Source organism: Actinomycetospora callitridis (genome assembly GCF_028737265.1).
Lineage (GTDB): Bacteria > Actinomycetota > Actinomycetes > Mycobacteriales > Pseudonocardiaceae > Actinomycetospora > Actinomycetospora callitridis.
Map to the genome: position 1 here is coordinate 1,000,013 of NZ_JAQZAK010000002.1, position 20,925 is coordinate 1,020,937.

At 74.0% G+C, this 20,925-nt stretch carries 19 protein-coding genes; 9 read left to right on the forward strand and 10 right to left on the reverse strand.

Going from position 1 to position 20,925, the window contains the following annotated elements:
• Nucleotides 1–6: 6 nt before the first annotated feature.
• On the reverse strand, nucleotides 7–645 hold the full coding sequence (locus PH191_RS10760) for a MerR family transcriptional regulator (RefSeq protein WP_274194556.1): 639 nt from the start codon (nucleotides 643–645) through the stop codon (nucleotides 7–9).
• Between the two features lie 98 nt (nucleotides 646–743).
• Here PH191_RS10760 and PH191_RS10765 point away from each other — a divergent pair, with 98 nt between their 5' ends.
• Together PH191_RS10765 and PH191_RS10770 are read left to right on the forward strand one after the other, a co-directional pair.
• Complete coding sequence (locus PH191_RS10765; protein WP_274194557.1) at nucleotides 744–1,667, forward strand: hypothetical protein; 924 nt, start codon at nucleotides 744–746, stop codon at nucleotides 1,665–1,667.
• The gene (locus PH191_RS10770) at nucleotides 1,664–2,023 is read left to right on the forward strand and encodes a DUF2834 domain-containing protein (RefSeq protein ID WP_274194558.1); all 360 of its coding nucleotides are present in this window, start codon (nucleotides 1,664–1,666) and stop codon (nucleotides 2,021–2,023) included. Before PH191_RS10765 ends, PH191_RS10770 begins: the two co-directional genes overlap by 4 nt.
• A 50-nt stretch (nucleotides 2,024–2,073) precedes the next feature.
• On the opposite strand, the gene PH191_RS10775 is transcribed toward PH191_RS10770, so the two are convergent.
• From PH191_RS10775 to PH191_RS10785, 3 genes are all read right to left on the reverse strand, one after another.
• A complete protein-coding gene (locus PH191_RS10775; RefSeq protein WP_274194559.1) occupies nucleotides 2,074–3,222 on the reverse strand; it encodes an acyl-CoA dehydrogenase family protein in 1,149 nt (382 codons plus the stop codon).
• Nucleotides 3,219–5,192 carry an acetyl/propionyl/methylcrotonyl-CoA carboxylase subunit alpha gene (locus PH191_RS10780; RefSeq protein ID WP_274194560.1) on the reverse strand — a complete coding sequence of 658 codons (1,974 nt, stop codon included), beginning with the start codon at nucleotides 5,190–5,192 and terminating at the stop codon, nucleotides 3,219–3,221. Before PH191_RS10780 ends, PH191_RS10775 begins: the two co-directional genes overlap by 4 nt.
• Nucleotides 5,193–5,263: 71 nt before the next feature.
• Nucleotides 5,264–6,808 carry a carboxyl transferase domain-containing protein gene (locus PH191_RS10785; protein WP_274194721.1) on the reverse strand — a complete coding sequence of 515 codons (1,545 nt, stop codon included), beginning with the start codon at nucleotides 6,806–6,808 and terminating at the stop codon, nucleotides 5,264–5,266.
• Nucleotides 6,809–6,933: 125 nt separating this feature from the next.
• On the opposite strand from PH191_RS10785, the gene PH191_RS10790 reads away from it, so the two are divergent.
• Both PH191_RS10790 and PH191_RS10795 read left to right on the forward strand, forming a co-directional pair.
• Nucleotides 6,934–7,500 carry an SACE_7040 family transcriptional regulator gene (locus PH191_RS10790; RefSeq protein WP_274194561.1) on the forward strand — a complete coding sequence of 189 codons (567 nt, stop codon included), beginning with the start codon at nucleotides 6,934–6,936 and terminating at the stop codon, nucleotides 7,498–7,500.
• A gap of 61 nt (nucleotides 7,501–7,561) precedes the next feature.
• Entirely contained in the window at nucleotides 7,562–7,933 is a 372-nt protein-coding gene (locus tag PH191_RS10795; protein WP_274194562.1) for a YbjQ family protein, read from the forward strand.
• 16 nt (nucleotides 7,934–7,949) lie between these two features.
• Here PH191_RS10795 and PH191_RS10800 read toward each other — a convergent pair whose 3' ends face one another.
• From PH191_RS10800 to PH191_RS10820, 5 genes are all read right to left on the reverse strand, one after another.
• Nucleotides 7,950–8,432, reverse strand: a complete 483-nt coding sequence (locus PH191_RS10800; protein WP_274194563.1) for a hypothetical protein — start codon at nucleotides 8,430–8,432, stop codon at nucleotides 7,950–7,952.
• Between the two features lie 97 nt (nucleotides 8,433–8,529).
• Nucleotides 8,530–10,530: a S9 family peptidase gene (locus PH191_RS10805; protein ID WP_274194564.1), complete on the reverse strand. Its 2,001-nt coding sequence runs from the start codon at nucleotides 10,528–10,530 to the stop codon at nucleotides 8,530–8,532.
• Nucleotides 10,531–10,614: 84 nt separating this feature from the next.
• Nucleotides 10,615–12,159, reverse strand: coding sequence for an acyl--CoA ligase family protein (locus PH191_RS10810; RefSeq protein ID WP_274194565.1), 1,545 nt, complete (start codon nucleotides 12,157–12,159; stop codon nucleotides 10,615–10,617).
• A 9-nt stretch (nucleotides 12,160–12,168) separates the two neighbouring features.
• Nucleotides 12,169–13,524 (reverse strand): NADP-specific glutamate dehydrogenase, encoded by a 1,356-nt coding sequence (gdhA, locus tag PH191_RS10815; RefSeq protein WP_274194566.1) that lies wholly within the window; start codon nucleotides 13,522–13,524, stop codon nucleotides 12,169–12,171.
• A gap of 58 nt (nucleotides 13,525–13,582) precedes the next feature.
• Nucleotides 13,583–14,422 carry an Fpg/Nei family DNA glycosylase gene (locus tag PH191_RS10820; RefSeq protein ID WP_274194567.1) on the reverse strand — a complete coding sequence of 280 codons (840 nt, stop codon included), beginning with the start codon at nucleotides 14,420–14,422 and terminating at the stop codon, nucleotides 13,583–13,585.
• Between the two features lie 80 nt (nucleotides 14,423–14,502).
• On the opposite strand from PH191_RS10820, the gene PH191_RS10825 reads away from it, so the two are divergent.
• Entirely contained in the window at nucleotides 14,503–14,934 is a 432-nt protein-coding gene (locus PH191_RS10825; protein WP_274194722.1) for a nucleoside deaminase, read from the forward strand.
• Nucleotides 14,935–14,958: 24 nt separating this feature from the next.
• Here the strand turns inward: PH191_RS10825 and PH191_RS10830 are convergent, their stop codons facing one another.
• Nucleotides 14,959–15,639 carry a TetR/AcrR family transcriptional regulator gene (locus tag PH191_RS10830; protein WP_274194568.1) on the reverse strand — a complete coding sequence of 227 codons (681 nt, stop codon included), beginning with the start codon at nucleotides 15,637–15,639 and terminating at the stop codon, nucleotides 14,959–14,961.
• A gap of 83 nt (nucleotides 15,640–15,722) precedes the next feature.
• On the opposite strand from PH191_RS10830, the gene PH191_RS10835 reads away from it, so the two are divergent.
• Genes PH191_RS10835 through PH191_RS10850 form a run of 4 tightly spaced genes read left to right on the forward strand, consistent with a single transcriptional unit; the run spans nucleotide 15,723 to nucleotide 20,885 of the window.
• The gene (locus tag PH191_RS10835) at nucleotides 15,723–17,219 is read left to right on the forward strand and encodes an acyl-CoA synthetase (RefSeq protein ID WP_274194569.1); all 1,497 of its coding nucleotides are present in this window, start codon (nucleotides 15,723–15,725) and stop codon (nucleotides 17,217–17,219) included.
• Nucleotides 17,216–18,445 carry an acyl-CoA dehydrogenase family protein gene (locus PH191_RS10840; protein WP_420791777.1) on the forward strand — a complete coding sequence of 410 codons (1,230 nt, stop codon included), beginning with the start codon at nucleotides 17,216–17,218 and terminating at the stop codon, nucleotides 18,443–18,445. Before PH191_RS10835 ends, PH191_RS10840 begins: the two co-directional genes overlap by 4 nt.
• Nucleotides 18,442–19,263 carry a TIGR03084 family metal-binding protein gene (locus tag PH191_RS10845; protein ID WP_274194570.1) on the forward strand — a complete coding sequence of 274 codons (822 nt, stop codon included), beginning with the start codon at nucleotides 18,442–18,444 and terminating at the stop codon, nucleotides 19,261–19,263. Before PH191_RS10840 ends, PH191_RS10845 begins: the two co-directional genes overlap by 4 nt.
• The gene (locus PH191_RS10850) at nucleotides 19,260–20,885 is read left to right on the forward strand and encodes an acyl-CoA carboxylase subunit beta (protein WP_274194571.1); all 1,626 of its coding nucleotides are present in this window, start codon (nucleotides 19,260–19,262) and stop codon (nucleotides 20,883–20,885) included. The genes PH191_RS10845 and PH191_RS10850 overlap by 4 nt, the downstream gene beginning before the upstream one ends.
• Nucleotides 20,886–20,925 lie beyond the last annotated feature (40 nt).

Below are 20,925 nucleotides of genomic sequence, written 5' to 3' on the forward strand. Positions count from 1 at the left end.
CGGACGCTATCGCTGCTCGCCGGGGCCCACCCGCCGGGCCGACGCCGACTCCTCGGCCATCCCGCGCAGCGCGGCGATGAGCGCGCCCCCGAGGACGATGCCGACGACGACCCGCTCGACCGAGCCCTCCCGCTCGTCGCGGTCGACCACCGCCGCGACCTCCCGGTCGCCGACGGCCTCCATCGCCTCGGCGTAAACGTCGAGCAGCCCGACGACCTGGTCGCCACCGAGCCGGTCGAGGGTCGCGAGGACGTCGACCGCGGCACGCCGGCCCGCGTTGTTCTCGGTCACCCGCCACCCGCGGCGGGCGACGAGGTCCGCGACGACCTTCTCCGCGCGCACCGAGGCGTCGTCCTCGACGGGCTGCACGCGCGCCATCACCGCGTCCTGCGCGGTCCCGAGCGCGTGGTGCAGGTCGACCTGCTCGTCGTCGACCGTCGCGAGCACATCCCGAGCGCCCGCGACCGTGAGCCCGCCGACGTCGAGCAGCGCGCGCACCAGGCGCAGGCGGCGCAGGTGCTCCTCGTCGTAGTGCGCCTGGTTCGGGCTCGTGAGCTCGCCGGGCGGCAGCAGACCCTCGCGCAGGTAGTACTTGATCGACGCGACGCTCACGCCCGACCGGCGGCTCAGTTCCGCGACCCGCATCCCGCTCCCCTCTGGACGTCCGACGCGGATAGTTCTACTCTCCGTTCATGGACAGTGCCACTATCCGATCACTCGCTCGGGAGTCACGCTCCCTGGCCGTGTTCACCGTCGCCATGGCCGTGCTCGCCGCCGTGTGCCTGGCCGGGCTCGCGCTCGACCCCCGCCTCCTCGGCGGCCAGCCGATCTGGGCCAAGCCCCTGAAGTTCTCGGTCAGCTTCGTCCTGTACGGCGCGACGCTGGTGTGGATGATCTCGCTGGTCGCCTCGCCGGCGGCACGGCGGTGGGCCCGCCGCGCCGGCGCCGTCGTCGCCACCGCCGGCACGATCGAGATGATCGCCATCGTCGGGCAGGTGGTCCGCGGGCGCGCCAGCCACTTCAACGTCGCCACGGCGTTCGACACGGCCGTCTGGGCGGTCATGGGGACGACGATCGTCGTGCTCTGGGTCGCCACCGCCGGGCTCGGCGTCCTGCTGCTGCGCGAACGGACGCTGCCCGTCGACATCGCCCGGGCGGTGCGGCTCGGGCTCGTCGTCACCCTGCTCGGGATGGCCACGGCGTTCTTGATGACGAGCCCGACGGGGGCGCAGATCGCCGCCGCGAGCTCCACGGGGTCGATGCCGACGGCCGGGGCGCACGCGGTCGGTGTGCCCGACGGCGGCGCGGCCCTGCCCCTGGTCGGCTGGAGCACCACCGGCGGCGACCTGCGGATCGGTCACTTCGTCGGCCTGCACGCCCTGCAGGGCCTGCCGTTGCTCGCCTTCGCGCTGCTCGCCCTCGCGCCGCGCGTGCCGGTGCTGCGCGACGTGGCGGTCCGGGCGCGGCTGGTCGGCATCGCCGGCGGGTTCTGGGCCGGGCTGACGCTGCTCCTGGTCTGGCAGGCCCTGCGCGGCCAGTCGATCATCGCCCCGGACGGCCCGACGATCGCCGTCGGCGCGGCGCTGGTCGTCGTCACGGCGCTGGCCACCGCCGCCGTCCTGCGCCCCCGCACCACCCCGACGACCGTCCTGGAGACCCAGCGATGAGCACACCGACCACCGTCGCCCCCGCCCGCACCGGCCACCCCGCCCTCGTCGCCGTCTACCTCGTCCTGTCGCTCGTCGGCCTCGTCGGGACGTGGTGGTTCAACCTGAGCTTCTTCGCCACGGGCGGCACCGACTACCTCGGGGGCTGGTTCGCCAACGCCGCGAGCTCCTCGGCGGCCGTCGACATCATCGTCATGGCCGTCGCGGCCTGCATCGTCATCGTCGTCGAGGGCCGTCGGCTCGGCTTCCGCCCGCTGGGCCTGGTGCTGCTCGTGGTGCTCAGCTTCGTGATCGCCGTGGCGTTCACGTTCCCGCTGTTCCTGGCCCTGCGGGAGAGGCGCCTCCGGCGCACGTGAGGGATCTGGGTCGACGGGACGACCCGGATCACTCACGTGGCCTCCGGCCCTCAGAGCCCGAGGTGACGGGCGATGAGGATCTTCTGGACCTCGCTCGTCCCCTCGCCGATCTCCAGGATCTTCGAGTCGCGGTAGTGCCGGGCCACGGGGTACTCGTTCATGAAGCCGTAGCCGCCGAAGATCTGGGTGGCGTCGCGGGCGTTGTCCATCGCCGCGTTGGAGCTCACGAGCTTCGCGATCGCGGCCTCCTTCTTGAACGGCACCCCGGCGGACATCTTCGCGGCGGCGTCCTGCCAGGCGAGGCGGGCGCAGACGGTGCGCGACTCCATCTCGGCGATCTTGAACTGGATGCCCTGGTAGCTCCCGATCGCGGCACCGAAGGCCTCGCGCTCGCGGGCGTAGCGCACCGACTCGTCGACACAGCCCTGGGCGGCGCCGGTGGACAGCGCGGCGATCGCCACACGGCCCTCGTCGAGGATCGACAGGAACTGCGCGTAGCCCCGTCCCCGGGTGCCGACCAGGTTCTCCTCGGGCACCCGGCAGTCGTCGAAGGCGAGCTCGTGGGTGTCGGAGGCGTTCCAGCCGACCTTCGAGTACGACGGGGCGACGGTGAAGCCGTCGGTCCCCGACGGGACGAGGATCGCCGAGATCTCCTTCTTCCCGTCCTCGCCGCGGTCGGTGACGGCGGTGACCGTGACCAGCGAGGTGATGTCGGTGCCCGAGTTGGTGATGAACGCCTTCGTCCCGTTGATCACCCACTCCCCGCCGTCGAGCTTCGCGGTGGTTCGGGTGGCCCCGGCGTCCGAGCCGCCCCCGGCCTCGGTGAGGCCGAACCCGCCGAGGGTCCGGCCGGCCGCGAGGTCGGGCAGCCAGCGCTGCTTCTGCTCGTCGGAACCGAACCGCAGCAGCGGCATGATCCCCAGCGACACCCCGGCCTCGAGCGTGATGGCGACCGACTGGTCGACCCGGCCGAGCTCCTCGAGCGCGACGCACAGCGCGACGTAGTCGCCGCCCATGCCGCCGTACTCCTCGCCGACGGGCAGGCCGAACAGGCCCATCTCGCCCATCTTCGCGACGAGCGCGTACGGGAACTTCTCCTTGATGTAGAAGTCGCCGATGACCGGGGCGACCTCCTTCTGCGCGAAGTCCTCGACGGTGGCGCGCAGGGCCTCGTGCTCCTCGGACAACTGCATGATCATTCTCCTGATTCGGGCACGACGGTGACGAGCGGCGCGTCCAGGGCGACCGCTGCGCCGGCCTTCGCGGCCAGGTCCTTGACCACCCCGTCCACCGGGGCGGAGATCACGTGCTCCATCTTCATGGCCTCGACGACGACGAGGCGCTGACCGGTGGTGACGTGGTCGCCCTCGGCGACCTCGACGGCGGTCACGGTGCCGGGCATCGGGGCGGTGAGCGGACCGTCCTGTCCCCCGGCGGCGGTGCGGGCCGCCCGCAGGCGTTCCTGCTCGCGCAGGGCCCAGGCGTCGCCGTCACGCGCGAGCCAGCGCACCCCGCCGGCGATCGCGGTGCGGTAGCCGCGGGTGGCACCGTCGAGGGTGACGACGAGGGTGGGGCCCTGTCTCCGGGCCGAGACTCCTCTGGTGGCTCCGTCCTCGCCGATCGTCACGCTCGCGTGGTCCGGCGGACCGGCCACGGCGACGTCGACGGGGTCGCCGCTCGCCCCCGCGGCGGGGACGAGACGCCACCGCGCCGGCGCGGGGTCGGCGCCGAGGCGCCACCCGCCCAGGCGGTCGAACGGGGCGTCGCCGGCGGGCAGGTCGAGCAGGCCGGCGAGCGCCGCGGCGGCGAGGACGTCCTCGGGGATGTCGTCGGCGGGCGGGTCGAGACGGGCGATGAGCCCGGTGTCGAGACGGCCGGCGCGGACGTCCTCGTCGTTCAGCAGCGTGCGCAGCCAGGCGAGGTTGGTGCGCACGCCGAGCACGGTGGTGGCGGCGAGCGCGGCGTCGAGGCGGTCGAGGGCGGCGGCACGGTCCGGACCGCTGGCGATGATCTTGGCGAGCATCGGGTCGTAGCGGGACCCGACCTCGGTGCCGATCTCCACCCCGGCGTCGACGCGGGTGTGCGGCGGCCACACCAGGTCCAGGACCGTCCCGCCGGTGGGCAGGAAACCGCGGGCGGGGTCCTCGGCGTAGAGGCGGACCTCGACGGCGTGACCCTCGAGCGTCACGTCGTCCTGGCCGTAGCCCAGCGCCTCGCCGGCGGCGACGCGCAGCTGCTCGGCGACGAGGTCGAGCCCCGCGCCGCGCACCCGGACGACCTCCTCGGTGACGGGGTGCTCGACCTGCAGGCGGGTGTTCATCTCGAGGAAGAAGAACTCGCTCGCGTCGGAGTTCGTCACGAACTCGACCGTGCCGGCGCCGACGTAGCCGCAGGCCCGGGCGGCCTCGACGGCGGCCTTCCCCATCTCGAGTCGCTGCGTCTCGTCGAGGACGGCCGACGGGGCCTCCTCGACGACCTTCTGGTGGCGCCGCTGCAGGGAGCACTCGCGCTCGCCGAGGTGCACGACGCCGCCGTGCCGGTCGGCCAGCACCTGGATCTCGACGTGGCGGGGGTCGGTGACGTAGCGCTCGACGAGCAGCGTGTCGTCGCCGAAGGAGCTCCTGGCCTCGCGTCTCGCCGCGGCGATGGCGCTGTCGAGGTCGGCGTCGCGCTCGACGACGTGCATGCCCTTGCCGCCGCCGCCCGCGCTGGGCTTGAGCAGCACCGGGAAGCCGACCTCGCGGGCCGCGGCCGCGACGGCGGCGTCGTCGAGACCCGTGCCGTCGGACCCGGGCACCAGCGGCACACCCGCGGGGCCGACGGTGGCCTTCGCGCGGATCTTGTCGCCCATGGCCTCGATGGCCTCGGGGGGCGGGCCGATCCACGTCATCCCGGCCTCGGCCACCTGGCGGGCGAAGCCGGCATTCTCGGCGAGGAAGCCGTAGCCGGGGTGCACGGCGTCGGCACCGAGCGCCGCGCCGGCCGCGAGGATCGCCGCGCCGTCGAGGTAGTCGGGCACGCGGACCGCGACGTCGGCGGCGCCCACGTGCGGCGCGCCCGCGTCGGGGTCGGTGTAGACGGCCACCGCGCGCAGGCCCCGGGCGTGCAGGGTCCGCGTGATCCGCACGGCGATCTCGCCGCGGTTGGCGATCAGCACGCTGGTGAACACGGTGGCCTCTCTGACGGGGCGAGGATGCGGATTTCCTGGCGTTGAGTGCAAGCGAGGACGCAGGGCTTGCACTACATCCGGAACACGCCGAAGTGCGGCGCGTCGAGGGGGGCGTTGGCGCACGCCGAGAGGGCGAGGCCCAGGACCGTGCGGGTCTCGGCGGGGTCGATGACGCCGTCGTCCCAGAGCCGGGCGGTCGAGTAGTACGGGTGGCCCTGGTGCTCGTACTGCTCGCGCACGCCCTCGGCGTCGGACGACCCGACGGTGCCCAGGACCGTGGCCGCCTGCTCGGCGCCCATGACGCTGATCCGCGCGTTGGGCCACATCCACAGGAAGCGCGGCGAGTAGGCCCGCCCGCTCATCGCGTAGTTGCCGGCGCCGTACGAGCCGCCGATGACGACGGTGAGCTTGGGGACGCGCGTGGTGGCGACGGCCGTGACCATCTTGGCGCCGTCCTTGGCGATGCCGCCCGCCTCGTACTCGCGCCCGACCATGAAGCCGGTGATGTTCTGCAGGAAGACCAGCGGGATCGCGCGCTGGTCGCACAGCTCCACGAAGTGCGCGCCCTTGAGCGCCGACTCGCGGAAGAGCACGCCGTTGTTGGCGACGATCCCGACCGGGTGCCCGTGCAGCCGCGCGAACCCCGTCACGAGCGTCGTCCCGTACTCCGGCTTGAACTCGGTGAACGCGCTCCCGTCCACGAGACGCGTGATCACCTCGTGCACGTCGTAGGCGGTGCGCCCGTCGACCGGGACGACGTCGTAGAGCTCACTCGGGTCGTGCGCGGGCTCGACGGTGGGGCGCCGCTCCCACGGCGGCGCGACGCGCGGGCCCAGGGTGTCGACGATGTCGCGCACCATCGACAGCGCGTGCGCGTCGTCCTCGGCGAGGTGGTCGACGACGCCGGAGGTGCGCGCGTGCAGGTCGCCGCCGCCGAGCTCCTCAGCGGTGACCTCCTCGCCCGTCGCCGCCTTCACCAGCGGCGGGCCGCCCAGGAAGATCGTGCCCTGGTTGCGGACGATCACGGCCTCGTCGCTCATCGCCGGGACGTAGGCCCCGCCGGCGGTGCACGAGCCGAGCACGGCGGCGATCTGCGGGATGCCGAGCCCGGACATCGTCGCCTGGTTGTAGAAGATCCGGCCGAAGTGCTCGCGGTCGGGGAACACCTCGTCCTGCTGCGGCAGGAACGCCCCGCCCGAGTCGACGAGGTAGATGCACGGCAGGCGGTTGTGCAGCGCCACCTCCTGCGCGCGCAGGTGCTTCTTCACCGTCATCGGGTAGTAGGTGCCGCCCTTGACGGTGGCGTCGTTGGCGACGACGACGCACTCGCGCCCCGCGATCCGCCCGACGCCGGTGATGATCCCCGCACCCGGCGCCGCGTCGCCGTACATCCCGGTGGCCGCCAGCGGCGAGAGCTCGAGGAAGGGGCTCGACGGGTCCAGCAGGGCGTCGACCCGCTCGCGGGGCAGCAGCTTGCCCCGCTCGACGTGCCGGACGCGGCTGCGCTCGGGGCCGCCGAGACGCGCGACGGCCAGCCGCTCGCGCAGGTCGGCGACGAGGGCGTGGTGCCCGCCCTGTGCGCGGTCGTCGTGGCTGTCGCCACGGATTCCGCTCACGTGGTCGGTGCTCGGCGCAGCCACGGGCGACCTCCTCGTCGACGTCGACGTGCGGACCGCACGTTAACGCTCGCTCACGTTAGTGACCGTTCACGTCCCCTGGCAAGAGGCCGTAGGGTGCGAGCGTGCCCGTCACGACGTCACGCCGCGAGCAGATCCTCGTCGAGGCCGCCCGGCTGTTCGCCCGCCACGGGTTCCACGGCGTCTCCATCGACGGGATCGGCGCGGCGGTCGGCGTCAGCGGGCCTGCGCTCTACCGGCACTTCCCGTCGAAGGAGGGCCTGCTCGCCGAGATGCTGGTGGGCATCAGCGAGCACCTGCTCGCCGGCGGCCAGGAACGCGCTGCGGAGACCACCGACCCCGTCGAGCTGCTCGAGGCGCTCATCGCGTTCCACACCGACTTCGCGCTGCACCAGCCCGAGCTCATCACCGTCCAGGACCGCGACCTCGCGAACCTCCCCGACGCCGCCCGGCGCCGGGTCCGCGGGCTGCAGCGCGCCTACGTCGAGGTCTGGGTGGACGCGCTGCGCCGGGCCGGGTTCGCCGCGACCGAGGAGGCCGCGCGGGTCCGGGCCCACGCCGCGTTCGGGCTGATGAACTCCACGCCGCGCAGCGCCGGGCACACGCGTCCGGACGTCGCCGCGCCGCTGCTCGTCGCCATGGTGCGCGCCGCCCTGCACGCGCTCGTCTGACGGACCGACCGCCCGGCGGACGGCCCGCCACGCGGCCGGTCGCGTCGCTACGCTCCGCCACATGAACCAGCCGCAGGGACAGTTCCAGGGTCAGCGGTACCCGATCCTGCTCTCGACGATGAACGACCTCCCGGGCTACGAGGTCACGCGTGTGTTCGGCGAGGTCTTCGGGCTCACCGTCCGCAGCCGCAACATGTTCTCGACCATGGGCGCCGGCTTCAAGGCGATGGCCGGCGGCGAGCTCAAGGGCCTGTCGAAGCTGCTGTCGGACTCCCGCCACGAGGCCCTCGGACGGCTGGCGGAGGAGGCCCAGGCCCACGGCGCGAACGCCGTGCTCGCCCTGCGCTTCGACTGCAACGAGATCGCCCAGACCGCCAGCGAGATCGCCGCCTACGGCACGGCCGTCTACGTCGTGCCGCACACCCAGCGCTGAGTCACCCGGCCCTCGCTCACCGGCGCCCGCGGGCCGTCTGCGCGTCGAGGCCCCGGGCGAGCTCCTCCTCGGTCTGGACCAGCCGGTTGCGCCGCAGCGTGGCCTCCTCCAGACGCGAGCGCACCGCGATGCGCCGCGACAGGAGCTCGCGCACGTAGTCGTACCGCTCGGCCTCGGTGGCTTCGTGGATCTGGGCGGTCAGCTTGGCGTCGAAGCGCTCGAAGACGCCGACCTGCTGATCGGCCGCACGCCGGTCCCGGCCGGCTCGCTCGTACTGCGCGGGCGTCACCGAGCCGTGCGGCGACGGTGCGGGCCGCGGTACCTGCGCCGGCGGCATCTGCCGGGTCGGCCGGGCGACGGGCGCCGGGGCATCCGGGGCTCCGGGGGGCGGGTCGTAGGGGCGGGGCGCCCCCACGCCGGTGTAGGCGGGCGGCGCGGTGTCGGCCTCCCGCTCGTCGTGATCGCGGCCGAAGAGCCGACGCGGTCGTGAGGTCGCCATGGCGCACCCTCCTCACCCGGAGTGACCTCGTCACTGTGCACCCGACGCGGCCCTCGACGGAAGTGGACACCACCCGCGTCCGCCGGACGGACCGGACTCAGTCGAGGTTCTCGATCGGCACCGGGTCGATGCGCTCCCCGGCCGGCAGCGTGAAGCCGAACAGCCGCGCGTAGAAGGCGAGCTCGGCGTCCAGCGCGCGGCGGATGTTGCCGGCCTGGCGGAAGCCGTGCTGCTCGCCGGCGAAGAGCAGGTACGCGACGGGCACGCCCCCGCGGCGCAGCGCCTCGACGATCATCTCCGACTGGCCGGGCGGGACGATCGCGTCCTCGTCGCCCTGCAGCACGATCAGCGGCGTCGTGAACCGCTCGACGTGCGTGATCGGCGAGCGCTCCACGTAGACCTCGCGCGCCTCCGGGTACGGGCCGATCAGGCCGTCGAGGTAGCGCGACTCGAACTTGTGCGTCTCGAGGGCGAGGGCCTCGAGGTCGGCGACCCCGAAGTGGTCGGCGCCCGCGGCGAACGGGGTGTCGTCGCGGGCCAGCGCGGCGAGCGTCGTGAAGCCACCCGCGGAGCCACCGCGGATGGCGAGACGCTCCGGATCGACCCGGCCGGCGTCGGCGAGTGCGCTCGCCGCGGCGAGGCAGTCGGCGACGTCGACGACGCCCCAGGCGCCCCGGAGCTGCTCCCGGTACGCGCGGCCGTAGCCGCTGGAGCCTCCGTAGTCCACGTCGACGACCCCGAAGCCCCGGCTCGTCCAGTACTGCACCCCGAGGTTGAGCACCGGCGACGCCGACCCGGTCGGCCCGCCGTGCAGGACGACGAGCAGCGGCGGGAGCTCGCCGTCGGGGCCGGCGTGGGCCGTGGCCGGCGGGTAGTAGAGCGCGTGGGCGTCCCGCGGGGCGCCGGCCGCGTCGGTCGAGGTGAACGTCATCGGCTCGGGCACCGAGATCGTCGCGGGGTCGAGCCCGAGGTCGCGCGGGGCGCGCAGCGTCTCCACGGTCCCGTCGACACCGACGCGGTGGACCCCCGGCTCGGAGGTCGGCGACCCGGCGACACAGACGACGGTCCCCGGCCCGTCGGCGCGCACCGACCGGATCGTCGTGAACGGGGTGTCCAGCTCGGTCACCGTGCCGTCGAGCGCCCGGACGGCGAGGGCGTCGAAGCCGTCCGAGGACCGCGCGACGACCACCCGGCGGTCCGGCAACGTCGCGTGGCGCGCGCCGGCGAGCTGCCAGGCGGGCAGCCCGATCTCGGCGTCCATGACGACGAGCGGGGTCACGCCCTCGTCGGGGTGCCAGCGGTAGAGGTTCCACCACCCGTCCTCCTCCCCCGTCGCTGCGCTCTCCCTGGCGCGGTCGGAGAGGAAGTGCAATGCGCTGTCGGCCTGCCACACCGGCTCCCCGACCGACTCGCCGGGCCCGCCCGCGACGACCGTCTCGGTGCCGCTCGCGAGGTCGCGCACGGTGAGCACCGTGTCGTCCCACGGCATCGACGGATGGTCCCAGGAGACCCAGGCGAGCCGGCGGGCGTCCGGGGACAGGCGCGGGGCGGCGACGAAGTCCGGGCCGGTGACCAGCACCTCGGGCTCGCTCGGCGCCCGCGCGTCGAGACGGACGATCTCGTTGACCACCTCGGTGGCCGGGGCGCCCTCGCGCGGGTGGTGCTCGCGCACGCAGACGAGCCACGTGCCGTCGGGCGCGACGTCGCCGTCGGCGAACCGGTCGCCCCGCGGGACCGTCGGCTCCGGGGTCAGGACGACGGGGTCAGCGTCCGGGGCGTAGCGGCGCAGGCGCTGGTCGGCCCAGTCGACGGCGAAGACGGTGTCCTCGTGCAGCCACCACGCCCCGCCGCCGTACTCGTGGACCGCGGTGCGGGCGTTGGCGTCCTCGGGCAGCAGGTCGGTCACCCTGCCCCCATCGGCGTGCTCCCCTTCCACACGGCGCACCAGCTGGACCCGGCCGCCCTCGCCGGCGCGCCCCTCACCCCACACGACGCCGCCGCGCCCGTCGGGGCGCACGCCGTCGAGCCGCACCCCGGCGGTGACGACGAGCTCCGAGGTGATCGGTGTCGGCCAGGATCCGTAGGGCAGCGGGGTCACGCCGTCACGGTAGGCGCCGTGATCGACGGAAGAATACGGACACTGGGTGTCAGCGACGGTCCGCCGCTGACACCCAGACCGCACTCAGCCCCGGTCGCGCAGCACGTTCTTCTGGATCTTCCCCGTCGACGTCTTGGGCAGCTCGCCGAAGACGATGCGCTTCGGTGCCTTGAACCGCGCCAGCTGGGTGCGGACGAGCTCGACCAGCTCGTCGGCCTCGACCTCGGCGGAGACGGTCACGTACGCGACGGGCACCTCGCCCCACCGTTCGTCCGGGACGCCGACGACCGCCGACTCGACGACGGAGGGGTGGCTGTCCAGCACGCGCTCGACCTCGACCGACGCGATGTTCTCGCCGCCCGAGATGATCACGTCCTTGCTGCGGTCGCGGATCTCGACGTAGCCGTCGGGGTGGACGACACCGAGGTCCCCGGTGCGGAACCAGCCGTCCGCGTCGACCTCCGCGGTCGCCTCCGGGTCGCGGTAGTACCCGAGCATCACGTCGTTGCCGCGCAGCACGAGCTCGCCCATCGTCTCGCCGTCCGACGGGACCTCGGCGCCGGTCTGCTCGTCGAGCACCCGCAGACGCTGCGCCACGACGTTGCCGACGCCCTGGCGTGCCTTGAGCCGCGACTGCTCGTCGGCGTCGAGGTCGTCCCACTCGGGGTGCCAGTCGTTGACGGCGGCCGGGCCGTAGGTCTCGGTGAGCCCGTAGAGGTGGGTGACCGACATGCCCAGCTCGTTCATGCGCGCGAGCAGCGTCGGCGTCGGCGGGGCGCCGCCCGTCGCGACGGTGACGCGCTCGGGCGCCGGCCCGTCCTTCGCCGCCTCGGCGTGGGCGATCATCGTCAGCACGGTCGGCGCCGCGCAGTAGTGCGTGACGCCCTCGGTGCGGATCAGGCGCCAGATCTCCTCGGCGTCGATCACGCGCAGGCACACGTGCAGCCCGCCCGCCGCGGTCACCGCCCAGGGGAAGCACCAGCCGTCGCAGTGGAACATCGGCAGGGTCCACAGGTAGCGCGACGCCGGCTCCAGACGCATGTGGAACGCCATGGCCAGCGCCTGCAGGTTCGCGCCGCGGTGGTGGTACATGACGCCCTTGGGACGCCCCGTCGTGCCCGACGTGTAGTTGATCGCGAGCAGGCCGCGCTCGTCGGCGACCGGCACGACGCGCTCCGGCGAGTCGGCGACGAGCGACTCGTAGCGCTCGCCCTCCTCGACCAGCGCGACGCCCGTGCGCTCGGCCACGGCGCGGGCCTGCTCGACGAGCTCGCGGGTCGCGATCAGCAGGCGGGCGCCCGAGTGCTCGACGATGTGGACGATCTCGTCGACCGAGAGCCGGGTGTTGAGCGGCACGAGGACGGCGCCCGCGTAGGGCACGCCGTGGTGGCACTCGAGCATCACGTGGCTGTTGGTGGCGAGCGCGGCCACGCGATCTCCGGGCTCGACGCCCAGCTCGTGCAGGGCGCCGGCCAGCCGCCGGGACCGCGCGCCGAACTCGGCGTACGTGAAGCGCTGCTCGCCGTCGACGATCGCGGGGCGCGCGGCGAACGCGTGCTCGGCGCGGTCGAGGAACGCCGTCGGGGTCAGCTCGGTGAAGCTGAACGGGGCGGGGGTGACGTGTTCCATGGCGCCGGTCTACACCACCCCGAGGGCTGTCATCGCCTCCGCGACGCGCAGGAAACCCGCGGCGTTCGCGCCGTTCTCGAGGTCCCCGGGGTCGCCGTGATAGCGCTCGGCGGCCTCGCGCACGCGGTCGTAGGCGTCGCTCATGATCGTGGAGAGCCGCGCGTCGACGTCCTCGGCGCTCCAGCGCTCACGGCCGGCGGCCTGCTGCATCTCGAGCGCCGACACCGCGACGCCGCCGGCGTTGGCGGCCTTGCCGGGACCGAAGCCGACCCCGGCCTCGCGCAGGATCTCGCGCGCCTCCGGGGTCACCGGGCCGTTGGCGCCCTCGGCGACGACCCAGCATCCGTGGTCGATGAGCGCGCGCGCCTCGTCGGGGCCGATCTCGTTCTGGGTCGCGCAGGGCAGCGCGACGTCGCACTCCAGCGTGAACGGCGAGCCCTCCGCGGCCGTCGCCCCCGAGCGCTTCTCGGCGTAGTCGGCGACCGAGCCGCCCTGGCCCTTGATCTCGCGCAGGAGGTCGACGTCGACGCCGTCGGGCTCGGAGACCGACCCGCGCGAGTCCGAGCAGCCGACGACCGTCCCGCCCGAGTCGATCACCTTGGCCATCGCGTGGAGCGCGACGCTGCCGCTGCCGGAGACGACGACGCGGGCGCCGTCGAGGTCGCGGCCCTGCTCGTCGAGCATGCGGCGGGTGAAGTAGACGACGCCGTAGCCGGTCGCCTCGGGGCGCAGCGCAGAGCCGCCGAGCACCGCGGGCTTGCCGGTGAACGCGCCGGGCTCGTGGTAGCCGATGAGGCGCTGGTACTGCCCGTAGATCCAGCCGATCTCCCGGGAGCCGACGCCCATGTCCCCGGCGGGGACGTCCACCGCGGCCCCGACGTGGCTGGCGAGCTCGGTGGCGAACGACTGGCAGAACCGCATGAGCTCGCCCGTCGACAGCGCCTTCGGGTCGACGTCCGCGCCGCCCTTCCCGCCGCCGATGTCCTGGCCGGTCAGGGCGTTCTTGAACACCTGCTCGAAGCCGAGGAACTTGACGACGTCGAGGTCGACCGACGGCGCGAAGCGCAGGCCGCCCTTGTACGGGCCGAGCGCGGAGTTGAACTGGACGCGGAACCCGCGGTTGACCCGCACCCGTCCGCTGTCGTCGACCCACGGGACCCGGAAGACGATGACCCGCTCGGGCTCGCAGAGCCGCCCGACGACGTCGGTGTACTCCGGGTGCTCGACGAGCACCGGTCCGATGCTGCGGAGCACCCCACGGACGTCGGAGTGGAAGAACTGCTGGTGCGGGTCGCGGCGCAGGACGTCCCGCCAGACCTCCCGCAGTACCGCGTTCTCGGGTTCGTCGTCGCGTGCGCGCGCCATCGCCGTGCCTCCGAAACGTCGTTGTTCCGGTCGGCGTGGTACCCCTGGGTGATCGGTCTCAGTCCGATTGTTCGGCCGAGCACCACCACGTCGTCCGGCCGCCGACGACGCCGCGCTCCATCGGCGCACCGCACCGGGGGCACGTCGCGTCCTTCTTCCGGTAGGGGATGACCTCGCCCGTGTGGACCCCGCCCTGCGCGATCGCGGCGCGGGTGGCCCGGCGCAGGACGCGTCGGAGGTCGTCGAGCTCGTCGGTGGAGAGCTCGCCCGCCGGGCGCGACGGGCGGAGCTTCGCCTGCCAGAGCGTCTCGTCGGCCAGCAGGTTGCCGACCCCGGCGAGCACCGACTGGTCGAGCAGCTTCGCCTTGATCGCGACGATCCCCTTGCCGACGCGGGCCCGGAACTCGTCGCGCGTGATCTCGGCGGCATCCGGGCCGAGGGCCTCGACGGCGGGTTCGAGGTGCACGCGGCCGAGGCGTCGCTTGTCGAAGAGCCGCAGTGCCCCGCCGTCGTCGAAGGTGATCGTGACGCGGTCCCACTCGGGCTTGTCCGGGCGCTCACCGGGCTTCTTCGGCATCCCGCCCACGTGCGGGTCGCCCCCGGCGTAGAGGCTGCTGGCGTCGCCCGTCGGGCCGGTGACGAAGATCCGGCCACCCATGCCGAGGTGGATGCCGAGGTGCGGGCCCTCGTCCCCGTCGGCGGTCACGGTGTCGCACCACATCGTCTTGCCCCGGCGGTGCGCGGCGACGAGCCGACCGCCCTTGAGCGCCTGGTCGATCTCGCCGGGGTGGTGCGGACGGCACACGTACTCGTCGGTGTCGTCGACACCCGAGATGGTGCGGTCGAGGGCCTTCTCGACGACCTGACGCGCGTTCTCGACCTCGGGCAGTTCGGGCACGGCTCCAGCATGCCCCGCCGATCGGCCCTTCATCCTCGCGGCGCTGCTGGCACCGTGGACCCGTGATCGAACCTTCCGCCATGCTCGCCGTCGCCCTCGAGGAGGCCCGGACCGGTGCGGCCGAGGGGGGCGTGCCGGTCGGCGCGGCCCTGTTCGGGCCCGACGGCGAGCTGCTCGGCCGCGGCCACAACCGTCGTGTCCAGGACGGCGACCCCGCCACCCACGGCGAGACCGCCGCCTTCCGGGCCGCCGGGCGCCGCCCGGACTACCGCGGCACGACGATGGTCACGACGCTCTCGCCCTGCTGGTTCTGCGCCGGGCTGATCCGCCAGTTCCGCATCCCGCGCCTGGTGGTCGGCGAGGCCGAGAACTTCGGCGGGCAGCACTCCTGGCTGGCCGACCACGGCGTCGACGTGACCGTCCTCGACGACCCGGACTGCGCGGCCCTCATGCAGCGCTTCGCCGTCGAGCACCCGGAGGCGTGGCTCGAGGACATCGGCGGACCGGAGTAGGTCCCGACGGCCTCGCCGGCGCCCTCAGCCCACGACCACCTCCCGCGCGCACACCGCCGCCGGACCGTCCGGGTCCGCGGCCTGCGCGACGGCCGTCTCCGGCACGCCGAGCCCCCGCAGCAGCGTCCGGCAGAACTCCGCGGCGACGGCCTCCGGCGCGAGGCGGCCCTGCGGGTCGAACCAGGTCCACATCCAGTGCAGCGAGCCGAACATCTGCAGGCTGCGCAGCCGGGCGTCGCCGGGGACGAACACCCCGGCCGCCTCGCCGTCGCGCAGCACGCCGACGACGAGGTCGCGGTAGGCGTCGCGCTGGGCGCGGGCGGTCTCCATCCCGGGCTCGTCGGTGAGGCGGACGACCTCGCGCTGGAACGCGATGGTCGTCGCCGGGTCGTCGGTCTGGTAGCGCACGCCGGCGTGGACGAACGCGGCGAGCCGGTGCTCCGGGCGGTCGAGCCGGGTGAGGAACGCGCGCGCCTCGTCGAGCGCGCGGCGCATGTAGCGCTCCTGGACCTCGGCGAGCATGCGGTCCTTGGTGCCGAAGTGGTGGACGATCGTCCCCTTCGACAGGCCCAGCTCCGACGCGACGTCGCCGAAGTTCGCGCGATCGTACCCGCGCTCCGCGACGTGGCGGGTGAAGGTCACGAGGATCTCGTCGCGCCGCCCGCCCCGCGCGCGGCCCGGGGCCACCGTCGCCGGCTCCGTCATGACGCCCCCTTGTGAACTGACCGCACGTACGGGCAGAGTAGCTCAGGTCACGTCGGCGTGGGGTCTCTCCGAGGAGGACGGCGATGGACGGCGGGATCGCCGACTGGATCGCGAGGCGAGCGCAACGCCAGCCGGGCGCGGTGGCGCTCGTGGACGTCGCCACCGGCGCTCGCCTGACCTACGCCGACCTCGACCGCCGTGTCGGGGCCCGCGCCGCGGCGCTCGCCGCGCTCGGGATCGAGGCGGGCGCGCGCGTCGCCCTGCTGGGCGAGAACTCCGCCGCCTACCTGGAGTGGCTCTTCGGGGCGGCCCGCCTGGGGGCGATCGCGGTGCCGATCAACCACCGGCTGTCCCCGGGCGAGGTCGCCCACGTCCTCACCGACTCCGGCGCCGCGGTGCTGGTGCGCTCGACGGCGTTCACGGGGCTCGCCGGGGACGCGCTCGCGGTGGCCGGCGCCCTCCCGGTGGTCGAGCTCGGCGAGGAGCCGGGCGACGGGGTCGTCGAGGCGCGTCCCGTCGCGGGCGACGACCCCTGCGTGATCATGTACACCTCGGGCACCACGGGCGTCCCCAAGGGCGCGGTGCTCACGCACGACAACATGCTGTGGAACGCGATCAACATGGCCGTCGCCGGCCCGGGCATCGGCGGCACGGACATCACGGTCGCGGCGGCCCCGCTGTTCCACATCGGCGCGCTCGGGCTCTCCGCGCTCCCCCTGCTCTACGCGGGCGGGACCGTGGTCGTCGTGCCGTCGTTCGACCCGGCGGCCTTCGTCGATCTGCTGGCGCGCGAGGGCGTCACCACCCAGTTCCTCGTCCCGGCGATGTGGGCGGCGCTGACGCGTCTGCCGTCGCTGCCCCCGCTGCCCGCCCTGCGCTGGGCGATCTCGGGCGGGGCGCCGTGCCCCGTGACCGTCATCGAGCACTTCACCGAGCGCGGCTGGACGTTCACCGAGGGCTTCGGGATGACCGAGCTCTCCCCCGCCGCGCTCTTCCTCGACGCCGACGACGTGCTCACCCACGCCGGCTCGGTCGGGCGGCCGTTCATGCACGTGGACGCGCGGCTGGTGTCGGAGACCGGTGATGAGGTCGAGGTGGGCGAGGTCGGCGAGCTGGTCCTGCGCGGGCCGACCGTCTTCGCGGGGTACTGGAACCGGCCCGAGGCGACGGCGGAGGCCCTGCGGGAGGGGTGGTTCCGCTCCGGGGACCTCGGCGTGCGCGACGCCGAGGGCTTCGTGACGCTGGTCGACCGCAAGAAGGACATGATCATCACGGGCGGGGAGAACGTCTATCCGATCGAGGTCGAGCAGGTGCTCCACCGCCACCCGGGCATCGCCGACGTCGCCGTCGTCGGCGTGGGCGACCCGCAGTGGGGCGAGACGGTGCTGGCCGTCGTCGTCGCGTCCGGGGAGATCGACCCGGCCGAGGTGATCGCCTACGCCCGCGAGCGCATCGCGCACTTCAAGGCGCCGCGGCGCGTCGAGGTCGTCGACGAGCTGCCCCGCAACGCCACGGGCAAGCTGCTCAAGCGCGTGCTGCGCGAGCAGTTCGCGGGCCAGGCCTCGGCGGTGGCGCGGTGAGCGCGTCCGCCGTGTCGCGCGAAGGGCACCTTCGGCCGGACAGAGCGCGCGAGGGTGCCCTTGGGCCGGCGGTCTCCGCGCACGACGCCTGGGCGACCCCCGAGCGGCGGGCGCTGCGCGAGCTCGTCGCCGACTTCACGACGCGCGAGATCGTCCCGGACCTCGAGCGCTGGGAGGACGAGGGCGCGCTGCCGCGGGCGCTGCACGAGCGCGCCGGGGACCTGGGGCTGCTCGAGCTCGGCTTCCCGGAGGCCGCCGGCGGGGTCGGCGACCACCTCGACGCATGCCTGGTCGCCGAGCAGCTCATCCTCTCCGGCGGGTCGAGCGGGGTCTGCGCGGGCCTGTTCACCCACGGCATCGGGGTCCCGCACATCGCGGCCGCGGGCGACGAGGAGCAGGTCGCTCGCTTCGTGCGCCCCGTCCTGGCCGGCCGGGCGATCGCGAGTCTCGGGATCACCGAGCCCGAGGCCGGCTCCGACGTCGCGGCGATCACGACCCGCGCCGAGCGCGACGGCGACGACTACGTCGTGACCGGCGCCAAGACCTTCATCACCTCGGGGACGCGGGCGGACTTCGTCACCACCGCGGTACGGACCGGCGGGCCCGGGCACCGCGGGCTCTCGCTGCTGGTGATCGAGACCGACCGGCCCGGGGTGGCGCGCTCACGCCTGCGCAAGATGGGCTGGCACTGCAGCGACACCGCCGAGCTGCGCTTCGACGGCGTGCGGGTGCCGGCGACGAACCTCGTCGGCGCCGAGGGCTCCGGCTTCCGCCAGATCATGGTCAACTTCGCCGCCGAACGGCTGTCGATGGCCGTGCAGGCCTACGCCACCGCGCAGCGCTGCGTGGACCTGACGGTCGCGTGGACCCGGTCCCGGCGGACCTTCGGGTCAGCGCTGGCACAGCGCCAGGTCGTGCGCCACCAGGTCGCCGAGATGGCGCGGGAGACGGCCGTCGCGCGCACCTACGTCCGGGACGTGCTCGCTCGGTGGCAGGCCGGGTCGTCCGACGACATCGTGACCGAGCTCGCGATGGCCAAGAACACCGCGGTCGCGGCGTGCGACGCCGTCGTCGACCGCGCGGTCCAGCTGCACGGAGGGATGGGCTACATGCACGGCGTGGAGGTCGAGCGCCACTACAGGGACGCGCGCATCCTCGGCATCGGCGGTGGCACGACCGAGATCATGAACGAGGTCGTGGCGGGCCGGTTGGGGCTGGACGCGTGAGCGGGCCCTCGGTCGAGGACCTGCTCGCCGACCTCGACGACGAGCGCGCGGCGGTGATGGCGCTGGTGCGCGGGCTCCCGCCGGCGTCGTGGACGCTGCCCACCCGCGCCGAGCCCTGGACCGTGCGCGACCAGATCGCCCACCTCGGCTGGTTCGACGCGGCGTTCGCCCGCGCGATCTCGACGCCCGCGGAGTTCGAGGCCGAGCGCGACGCGATCACCGACCTCGAGGGCTTCGTCGACGCCGCGAACGCCGCGGTGCCCGAGGCCGGCCCGGCGGCGCTGGCGTGGTGGCAGGACGCGGCGCGGGCGTTCGACGCCGCGGCGTGCGCGTGCGACCCGTCGACCCGGCTGCCCTGGTACGGGCCGCCGATGTCGCTCCGGTCGGCGATCACCAGCCGGATCATGGAGACCTGGGCGCACGGCAGCGACGTCGCCGATGCGTTGGGGACCCGGCTCCCGCCCACCGACCGTCTGCGCCACGTCGCCGACATCGCGGTCCGCGCGCGGGCGCAGGGGTACCGGGTGCGGGGTCTCGAGGTCCCCGCGACGCCGGTGCGCGTCGAGCTGACCGGGCCGTCGGGCGAGGTGTGGCGATGGGGCGAGCCCCACGTGAGTGGCTCGGGTCGTCATGACGACCCGAGCCACTCACGTGGCGACGCCATCACCGGGGACGCCGAGGAGTTCTGCCTCGTGCTGATCCGTCGCCGGCACGTCGACGACACCGGCCTCGTGGTCACCGGCGACGTCGCGCGGGAGTGGATGGAGATCGGCCAGGCGTTCGCCGGGGCGCCGGGGACGGACCCGGTGCGGGCATGAGCGCTCCTGAGATCTCGCCCAGCGCCGTGCTCGGGTCGCGCCTCGACCCGTCGTCGGCGGAGTTCGCGGCGGACCGCGAGGCGATGCTCGCCGCGCTCGCGGGCGTCGACGAGGTGGCCGCGACGGTGCTGGCGGCCGGCGGGGCGAAGTACGTCGACCGCCACCACGAGCGCGGCCGGCTCACGGCGCGCGAGCGCGTCGACCTGCTCCTCGACCCCGACGCCGCGCTCCTCGAGATCGGCGCGCTCGCCGGCGCGCACGAGCCCGACCTGACCACCCCGGGCGCCGGGCTCGTCGTCGGGATCGGGGCGGTCAGCGGCGTCGAGTGCCTGATCGTCGCCAACGAGCCGACGGTGAAGGGCGGCTCGATCACGCCGATCGGGGTGACCAAGCAGCTGCGCGGCCTCGAGATCGCCGAGCGCAACCGGCTGCCGGTGGTGGCGCTCGTCGAGTCCGGCGGCGCCGACCTCCCCCGCCAGGCCGACCTGTTCGTCCCGGGCGGGCGCACGTTCCGCGAGATGACGCGACTCTCGGCGCAGGGCATCCCGACGATCGCGCTGGTCTTCGGCTCGTCGACCGCCGGCGGCGCCTACATGCCGGGGATGAGCGAGTACACGGTGTTCGTCCGCCACCAGGCGACGGTCTACCTGGGCGGGCCGCCGCTGGTGAAGATGGCGATCAACGAGGACGTCGACGACGAGACCCTCGGGGGCGCGGAGATGCACGCCCGCGAGTCGGGGCTCGCCGATCACCTGGCCGCCGACGAGCGCGACGCGCTGCGCATCGGGCGCCGGATCGTCGCCGACCTGGGCTGGCGGCGCGGCGGACCCGGACCCTCGCTACCCGCCGACCCGCCGCGGTACCCGGCCGAGGAGCTGTTGGCCTGCGCGGCATCGGACGCGAAGAGGAGCGTCGAGGTGCGCGACGTGCTGGCCCGCGTCCTCGACGGCTCGCGCTTCGACGAGCACAAGCCGCTCTACGGGACGACGCTCGTCTGCGGCTGGGGATCGATCGGCGGCTTCCCGGTCGGCGTGCTCGCGAACAACGGGATCCTGTTCTCCGAGGAGTCGCAGAAGGGCGCGCAGTTCGTCCAGCTCGCCAACGCGCGGTCGATCCCGCTGCTGTTCGTCCAGAACATCACGGGGTTCATGGTCGGGTCGGCCTACGAGCGTGGCGGGATCATCAAGGACGGCGCGAAGCTGATCAACGCGGTGTCGAACTCCGAGGTCCCGCACCTGACGCTCATGGTCGGCGCGTCCTACGGCGCGGGGAACTACGGCATGTCCGGGCGCGCCTACGACCCGCGCTTCGTCTTCACCTGGCCCAACCACCGCATCGCGGTCATGGGCGGCACCCAGCTCGCCGGGGTGATGTCGATGGTGCAGCGCCGGTCGGCGGAGCGAGCCGGGCGTCCGTACGACGAGGACACCGACCGCGCCACGCGCAAGGCGATCGAGGACGGCGTCGAGGCGCAGTCCAACGCGGTCTACGCGTCCGGGCGGATGTGGGACGACGGGGTCATCGACCCCCGCGACACCCGCACGGTCCTGGGCCTCGCCCTCTCGGCCGTCCACTCGGCCCCCATCGCCGGCGCGACCCGCTTCGCGCCGTTCCGGATGTGAGCGGGGTGGCGGCTCTCGCATGCAAGCCCTGCGTCCTCGC

Excerpts from the sequence above, each read along its gene's own strand:
- PH191_RS10760 (WP_274194556.1), bottom strand. The coding sequence starts at position 645 with ATGCGGGTCGCGGAACTGAGCCGCCGGTCGGGCGTGAGCGTCGCGTCG.
- PH191_RS10770 (WP_274194558.1), top strand. The coding sequence starts at position 1,664 with ATGAGCACACCGACCACCGTCGCCCCCGCCCGCACCGGCCACCCCGCC.
- PH191_RS10775 (WP_274194559.1), bottom strand. The coding sequence starts at position 3,222 with ATGATCATGCAGTTGTCCGAGGAGCACGAGGCCCTGCGCGCCACCGTC.
- PH191_RS10795 (WP_274194562.1), top strand. The coding sequence starts at position 7,562 with ATGAACCAGCCGCAGGGACAGTTCCAGGGTCAGCGGTACCCGATCCTG.
- PH191_RS10800 (WP_274194563.1), bottom strand. The coding sequence starts at position 8,432 with ATGGCGACCTCACGACCGCGTCGGCTCTTCGGCCGCGATCACGACGAG.
- PH191_RS10810 (WP_274194565.1), bottom strand. The coding sequence starts at position 12,159 with ATGGAACACGTCACCCCCGCCCCGTTCAGCTTCACCGAGCTGACCCCG.
- gdhA (WP_274194566.1), bottom strand. The coding sequence starts at position 13,524 with ATGGCGCGCGCACGCGACGACGAACCCGAGAACGCGGTACTGCGGGAG.
- PH191_RS10825 (WP_274194722.1), top strand. The coding sequence starts at position 14,503 with ATGCTCGCCGTCGCCCTCGAGGAGGCCCGGACCGGTGCGGCCGAGGGG.
- PH191_RS10830 (WP_274194568.1), bottom strand. The coding sequence starts at position 15,639 with ATGACGGAGCCGGCGACGGTGGCCCCGGGCCGCGCGCGGGGCGGGCGG.
- PH191_RS10835 (WP_274194569.1), top strand. The coding sequence starts at position 15,723 with ATGGACGGCGGGATCGCCGACTGGATCGCGAGGCGAGCGCAACGCCAG.
- PH191_RS10850 (WP_274194571.1), top strand. The coding sequence starts at position 19,260 with ATGAGCGCTCCTGAGATCTCGCCCAGCGCCGTGCTCGGGTCGCGCCTC.